Raw genomic sequence first — 6,331 nt, forward strand, 5'->3', positions numbered from 1 at the left:
TTCATAGAAACTCTCAGGTACATTTTTTCACCGGAATTTTTGGCCCCAATTTTTTCCCCCAAAAAATGGGGTTGCGCCCCTTTTCCTTAAGCGGTTTTATGGGGCAAAACTTCGGATTTTGGGATGGGGGGCCTCAGGGGTCCAAGGTTTAATTAAATCCCCAAATTCTGGTAACTCCTCGGATGTTACTGCAGAAGGCAATTAAATCAAATTTCAGGCGATCGAAGTCCCCCAGGGAACCAGCTTGAGAAATAGAATCATCAACAACTTTCTTCAAAGCTGCTGTAAATAAATGGGTTGCGGTATGATTCGCTTGTACCCGACGACGACAAGATCGATCAATAGTTGCTTTAAGATGCTCGTTAACAGAAACTTGACCCCTTTCTACTCGACAAAAATGTACAAAAATACCCGATTCTTTTTGTACATCGTCCACACGAATAACTAAATCTTCTCCTGTCAAAAATCCCCTATCACCGATCTGTCCCCCTGATTCTCCGTAGAATGGAGTCTTATCTAAGACAATTTGAATTTCTGTTCCTGCTGTTGCTGTCTCAACGCTTTTACCCTCGATCAAAACAGCTTCTACTTTAGCAGTTGACTGTAAGTCAGTATAGCCTAAAAATTCTGTGGGATGGATATGTTCAGCCAACTTATCTAAGCTTCCTTGTACCGTCAGATCGATGGTTTCATGGGCCGCTTTTGACCGTTCTTGTTGCTGCTCCATCTCGACTTCAAAGCCTTCTATATCCACCGTCAAATTACTTTCTTCCGCTATTTCTTGAGTCAGTTCTAAAGGAAAGCCAAAAGTATCATATAAAGTAAAAGCATCTACTCCAGATATTTGTCCTTGCTTCTCGGTTTTACTAATAATTTCAGCAAGTAATTTTTCCCCTCGTTCTAAGGTCTTTAAAAAAGTAGCTTCTTCTCGTTCCAACTCAGCCTTAATAAAGCTGTCCCTTTCTCTAACCTGGGGATAGGCTTTTTGAGAAAGTTGGATAGCAGTTTCTGCCACTTCATTAATAAATTTTCCCTCAATTCCGATTAAGCGACCATGACGTACTACACGACGAATTAAACGGCGTAAAACATAACCTCTATCTGTGTTTGAAGCAGTAATATTATCACTAATCATGTGAACTACAGAACGCACATGATCCCCAATAACTTTCAAGGATACTTTTGTCTTTTCTGTGGCTTTTTGGTAGTTAATATTAGCAATATTAGCAGCAGTTTCAATAATGGGAAAAATCAGATCGGTTTCATAATTATTGGGAACTTTTTGTAATATCTGCGCCATCCTTTCTAACCCCATTCCCGTGTCAATATTTTTATTTTGTAATGGGGTTAACTTACCGTCAGCATCTCGATTATATTCCATAAATACTAAGTTATAGAACTCGATAAAACGGGAATCATCTTCTAGATCAATATCGTCGTCACCTAATTCGGGATGGAAATCATAATATAGTTCCGAACAAGGACCACAAGGCCCCGTTGGTCCTGCTTTCCAAAAGTTATCTTTTTCTCCCATGCGTTTAATTCTCTGGGGGGGAACACCAATTATTTCTTCCCACATTTTGAAGGCTTCATCATCATTTTCAAAGACACTGACAACAATATTTTCTGGTGGTAATTGATAAACTTTAGTAGACAGTTCCCAGGCCCATTTTATCGCCTGTTCTTTGAAATAGTCCCCAAAACTAAAATTACCCAACATCTCAAAGAAAGTATGATGTCTAGCGGTGCGTCCCACATTCTCGATATCATTAGTTCTGATACACTTTTGAGAAGTGGTAGCCCGAGGAAAGTCCGACTGTTTTTGCCCGAGAAAAATGGGTTTAAAAGGAAGCATCCCTGCAATGGTGAGGAGTACAGTGGGATCTTCAGGAACTAGGGATGCACTGGGCAGAATTTGGTGCTTGTATTGGGAGTAAAATTGTAGAAAACGATCTCGTATTTCCTGTCCAGTTAGAAAAGGTGTAGTTGTGGTCATTATGGTTTTCTTTAGTTAGTGAAAAATAACTCATCCTATCGATTGTTGTTATTCATCCCATGGGGTGAAGAAAAGCTCAGAGGAACCATTGTAGTTTAAGTAGTATCCTCTTATTTTTACAAGTTCTAGGAAACAGTCTCCATGATCAAATATATCATTGCTAGCGGCTTTTCTGCCGTCATGTTGGCGAATTTGGCTTCTCCTGCTTTATCCTCTGAAGACGTTGCTATTAACCTAAATGTCAATCCTAGTAGTAATTATCACAGAAACACTACTATTAATAATTTAGGTCCCACAAGACTCGTGGGATTGGCTTATCAAGGAAATTTCAAACATCGCGGTATTCCTAGTCATGGAGGACTTATTCGTTCTGTTATGTCTGGAAAAGTTAATGCAGAAGTCCTGGTAACTGCTGCTATTGCTGAAGGTAGAGTTTCCCCAGATACTTTGTATGATAAAGGTTATCTCGATCTTGTTAATCTTAGACTCCAAAGTTACCGTAACTTTTAAGAAGAAATTTTAGTAATCTAATACACTGACAAAATATATAGAATGAGAAACATATTCCTCATTCTATTATTTTTTGGTGATTATTCAGGAATACAATAACCAAGGGAACTTGCCCACACCCCACTGAAAATATAAAATAGTTGCTACGAGGAAAAATATAATAAAACTGATCATACAGATATAATCGGTTTGGGTTAAAATTGAATCGTGTAAATAAGTTCTTTTTGAACTACCAGAAAAAGCTTTTGATTGTAAGACAACCTCTAACTTTTGTGATTTGGCCATTGCGTTTAAAATCAAGGGAACCGCAATAGTTGCATACACAGTTACTTTTTTAATAATTCCCATTTTTTCCAACGCTAAACCCCGTAACCTCTGCGCTTCTAAAATTCCTTGTATTTCTTCTAATAATAAAGGGAAAAAACGCAAGGTTGATGAAAAAATGAAAACTATTTTGTAAGGGATATTTGCTTTTACCATTCCTACAACCATATCGTTAATATCCGTTGTAAAAATACCCAAAGGGATAATTAAAACCATCGTCAGTGTCTTAAAAACAATATTCAAACCATAAATTATACCTTCTTGATTCATGGTTAAACCTCCGATCCAAAACCACTCTTTAGGAACAGAAAAAATAGGTGTTAATGTTTCTGTTTCCAGTAGTTTTGTAACCTGAGCAGTATTAAAAAGACCCATGACTATTACTATTAATAAATAGAAGGGTATCGTCACTCTAAGAACAGTGCTAATATATTCTAATTTGACACCTGCAAAAACACAAGCACTACCAACAAGTAAAGTTAAAAGTCCACCAGTAACTGGACTTTCCCAAACAAAAGCAATGATGGTAATAATTGCCATCATTAATAGTTTTGTCCGAAAATCTAGACGAGTAAAAATTGATTGTTTATCGACAGTTTCAAATTTCATTATGTTAGAAACACTCCGCTATTTCATTGGGGGTTAAGAAAGGATAATTTTCATTATTCAATTGGCTCAAAGTTTGGGATAATAAAACCGCTTGAGGTGGCTTTAAATAGGTGGCTTTCAATAAGTCGGTTTGATGGTAAGCTTCTCTGATGGGTGCATCTAATAATACTGTTCCTTTACCCATAATAATAACTCGTTCTGCATAGTCTGGCATTAAATACAAATGATGAGTAATAACAATCACAGTTTTACCCATTTTATGGAGTTGACGACTCACTTCTAGGATAGCACGAGAACCTTGATAATCTTGTCCTGTAGTAGGTTCATCAAAGATAATTATATCAGGTTCCATTGCTAAAATAGCAGCAATAATAATCCTGGAACGATCGCCTTTTGCTAAGGATAGGGGATGCTCTTTTCTCTGTTGCAATAAACCCATTTCTTCTAAGGTTTGGGTCACTTTTTTATCTATTTGCTTTTTATCATAACCGACATTATTTAAAGCAAAAGCAACCTCTTCCTCTACTGTCATACTAAAGATTTGATTATCAGGGTTTTGTGCCACATATCCAATAGATTTTGCTAAGTCACTTACTGATAAATATTTTGTATCTTTTCCCCTTATTGTAACCCTTCCTTTAGTAGGTTGTAATAGATTAAGGAAATGTTTAACTAAGGTGCTTTTTCCTGCACCGTTTTGACCAATAATTAAACAATATTCTCCTTCATACATATTCAAAGATACCCCGTTTAATGCTTCGGTTCCATCTTCATAAGTATGGGACAAATCTTCTGTTAATAATAAAGGATCTTTATCCTCTCGATAACTAAGAGTTTTGAAGTCTAATTTAGGTTGAAATTTAACAACATTATCTAACTTTTTTAATTGATTTATACCTGCTGTTAAAGTAACAGGTATCTTATCAATTTTTAGCACTCTTTGTTCCATTTTGTAGAAGGTTTCTGCTACTTGGGGAGGTCGCAAATCATGACGTTCCAATAAATCAATTTCTGAATAAATTTCCTGGGGTTTTCCTGTTGCTATGACTTCTCCTTCAGAGAGTAAAATTAAGCGATCGCTAAATTCTGCCATTTCTTCGGCAGCATGGGATACCATAACAATTGTTGTCCCTAACTCTTTGTTTAATTCTTTAACTGTTGAAAACACTTCCATTGTTCCCACAGGATCGAGTTGTGAAGTGGGTTCATCTAATATTAATAGGCGAGGTTGTAAGGCCAAAGCTGCTGCGATCGCTAATCTTTGTTTTTGCCCTCCCGATAATTCTTGAGGGTGTTTGTGTTCCGTTCCTTCTAACCTTACTGCCTCCAAAACACGGGGAATACGAGAGATAATTTCTTCTCGATCAATACACAAATTCTCTAAAGCAAAAGCTATTTCGTTCTCAACAGAAGTTGAAATTAATTGGGTTTCTGGATCGTCAAAAACCGCCCCTACATAACCAGCTAAATGACTGACAGGATGCTTCAAAGTATCCAAACCAGCAACAGTAACATAACCAAAGAAACGACCACCATAAAACTGTGGTACAATTCCGTTTAAAGTCAAACAAAGGGTCGTTTTTCCGGCGCCTGTTGGGCCAATAATACCCAAAAATTCTCCTTGATAAACCTCTAAGGAAATATCCCTTAGAACAGGTTCTTTAGAATTAGGATAAAAATAAGAAACCTTGTCTAAACCAGCAATAATGTTCATTTTTTTCCAATATTTATATCTAACTAACTGTGTCTGAATTTTGTTTTTTTACGAAATAGTTTTAATAGATAACCTAAATTAATGGATAAAAAGAATTATAACATAGAACATAACTATTGATAAAATGGTCAGTTTCGTATTACGAAGATTGATTTTCGAGAATAGATTACCCGAATTTCTCACAAAATCTGCGATCGCCAAACACAGAAGCCTTACAGGAAGTGGGTTTGAACAGAGCGATCGCAGATTTCCCCAACCAACAGTCTGTTGTCAGATTTTAAGTTAAAATCAACCCGAATTAGACAAAGATGAAAAGATAAATCAATCACTCATTTTTCCAAAAAAATTATTAATAAAATCTCTAATAGTACTAGATTGTTAGAATAAAATATGCTATAATTTAATTATTAAAGCAATTTACCTTAAACTGATTTGATGAGTCCCAGTCATCCCCGAACCCCTCGTCAAGTAATCAACTTTAGTAAACAGAAAGGAAAAGAAATAATCGCTAATTTTGATGGGGGACTAATCACTTCAGATGCGGGGATTGTCTGGATAGCTGAGTTGGATAAAAAACTGGGAATTACGGAGAAGTTTGGTAATTGTTTTCAAGATCATCGTCATCAATCTTATGTAGATCATTCGTAATTGCTCACCGCAATAAAGAATCTGTCTTGACAACATAAAGGTAAAATCGGGGATTTTTATGTATAGTGGGGGTTATGACCACAAATGCTACCTTTGATTCAAAGCTAGTGCAGCTTAGCAAAAATAATCCACCAGTCACTTATTATCTTTAAAGCCCTTAAATTTCCAAACGAACGGCTTAGCAAAATGTTGATTAAAGTAATCAATAAAATTGAGAGTTTTCTCGGATAGTTCTTCAGTTGAACGGACAGTAATTCTTTTGAGTAAACGCCGGACTAAGATCGAAAACCAACACTCAATTTGATTAAGCCACGATGTATGTTTGGGAATATAAACAAAGCGAATTCGATGAGATTCATCTGATAAAAAATCTGCTCTGCTGTCCATAGATTGCAAAATCCCCTCCTTTCCTTTTCTCCCCAAATCAATAGTAATTTCACAGCTTTCTGCTACTAATTTGACTAAGCTTTCCGATTTATGAGTGTTGAGTTGATCTACAATAAAAATCCATTCTGCTTTTTCATCAATCT

5 protein-coding genes and 2 pseudogenes are annotated in these 6,331 nt (G+C 36.3%); 3 read left to right on the forward strand and 4 right to left on the reverse strand.

Annotation, left to right across the window (positions count from 1 at the left end; all coding sequences use genetic code 11):
• Nucleotides 1–28: 28 nt before the first annotated feature.
• Nucleotides 29–1,996, reverse strand: a pseudogene (gene alaS, locus CWATDRAFT_RS28875) (alanine--tRNA ligase); the annotation flags it as partial.
• A gap of 141 nt (nt 1,997–2,137) precedes the next feature.
• Between alaS and CWATDRAFT_RS28880 the strand changes: the two are divergent.
• Complete coding sequence (locus CWATDRAFT_RS28880; RefSeq protein ID WP_007308293.1) at nt 2,138–2,506, forward strand: hypothetical protein; 369 nt, start codon at nt 2,138–2,140, stop codon at nt 2,504–2,506.
• Nucleotides 2,507–2,590: 84 nt separating this feature from the next.
• On the opposite strand, the gene CWATDRAFT_RS28885 is transcribed toward CWATDRAFT_RS28880, so the two are convergent.
• Together CWATDRAFT_RS28885 and CWATDRAFT_RS28890 are read right to left on the reverse strand one after the other, a co-directional pair.
• The gene (locus tag CWATDRAFT_RS28885) at nt 2,591–3,439 is read right to left on the reverse strand and encodes an energy-coupling factor transporter transmembrane component T family protein (RefSeq protein WP_007308297.1); all 849 of its coding nucleotides are present in this window, start codon (nt 3,437–3,439) and stop codon (nt 2,591–2,593) included.
• A gap of 4 nt (nt 3,440–3,443) precedes the next feature.
• Entirely contained in the window at nt 3,444–5,153 is a 1,710-nt protein-coding gene (locus tag CWATDRAFT_RS28890) for an ABC transporter ATP-binding protein (RefSeq protein WP_007308296.1), read from the reverse strand.
• Nucleotides 5,154–5,277: 124 nt separating this feature from the next.
• On the opposite strand from CWATDRAFT_RS28890, the gene CWATDRAFT_RS37850 reads away from it, so the two are divergent.
• Nucleotides 5,278–5,439, forward strand: coding sequence for a hypothetical protein (locus tag CWATDRAFT_RS37850; protein WP_197087995.1), 162 nt, complete (start codon nt 5,278–5,280; stop codon nt 5,437–5,439).
• Between the two features lie 149 nt (nt 5,440–5,588).
• Nucleotides 5,589–5,798: pseudogene (locus tag CWATDRAFT_RS28895) on the forward strand (transposase); the annotation flags it as partial.
• A gap of 138 nt (nt 5,799–5,936) precedes the next feature.
• On the opposite strand, the gene CWATDRAFT_RS28900 reads toward CWATDRAFT_RS28895, so the two are convergent.
• Nucleotides 5,937–6,331, reverse strand: a 395-nt coding sequence (locus CWATDRAFT_RS28900; RefSeq protein ID WP_007308295.1) for a transposase, incomplete at its 5' end; no start/stop codon positions are given.

This window comes from Crocosphaera watsonii WH 8501 (genome assembly GCF_000167195.1).
Classification (GTDB): domain Bacteria; phylum Cyanobacteriota; class Cyanobacteriia; order Cyanobacteriales; family Microcystaceae; genus Crocosphaera; species Crocosphaera watsonii.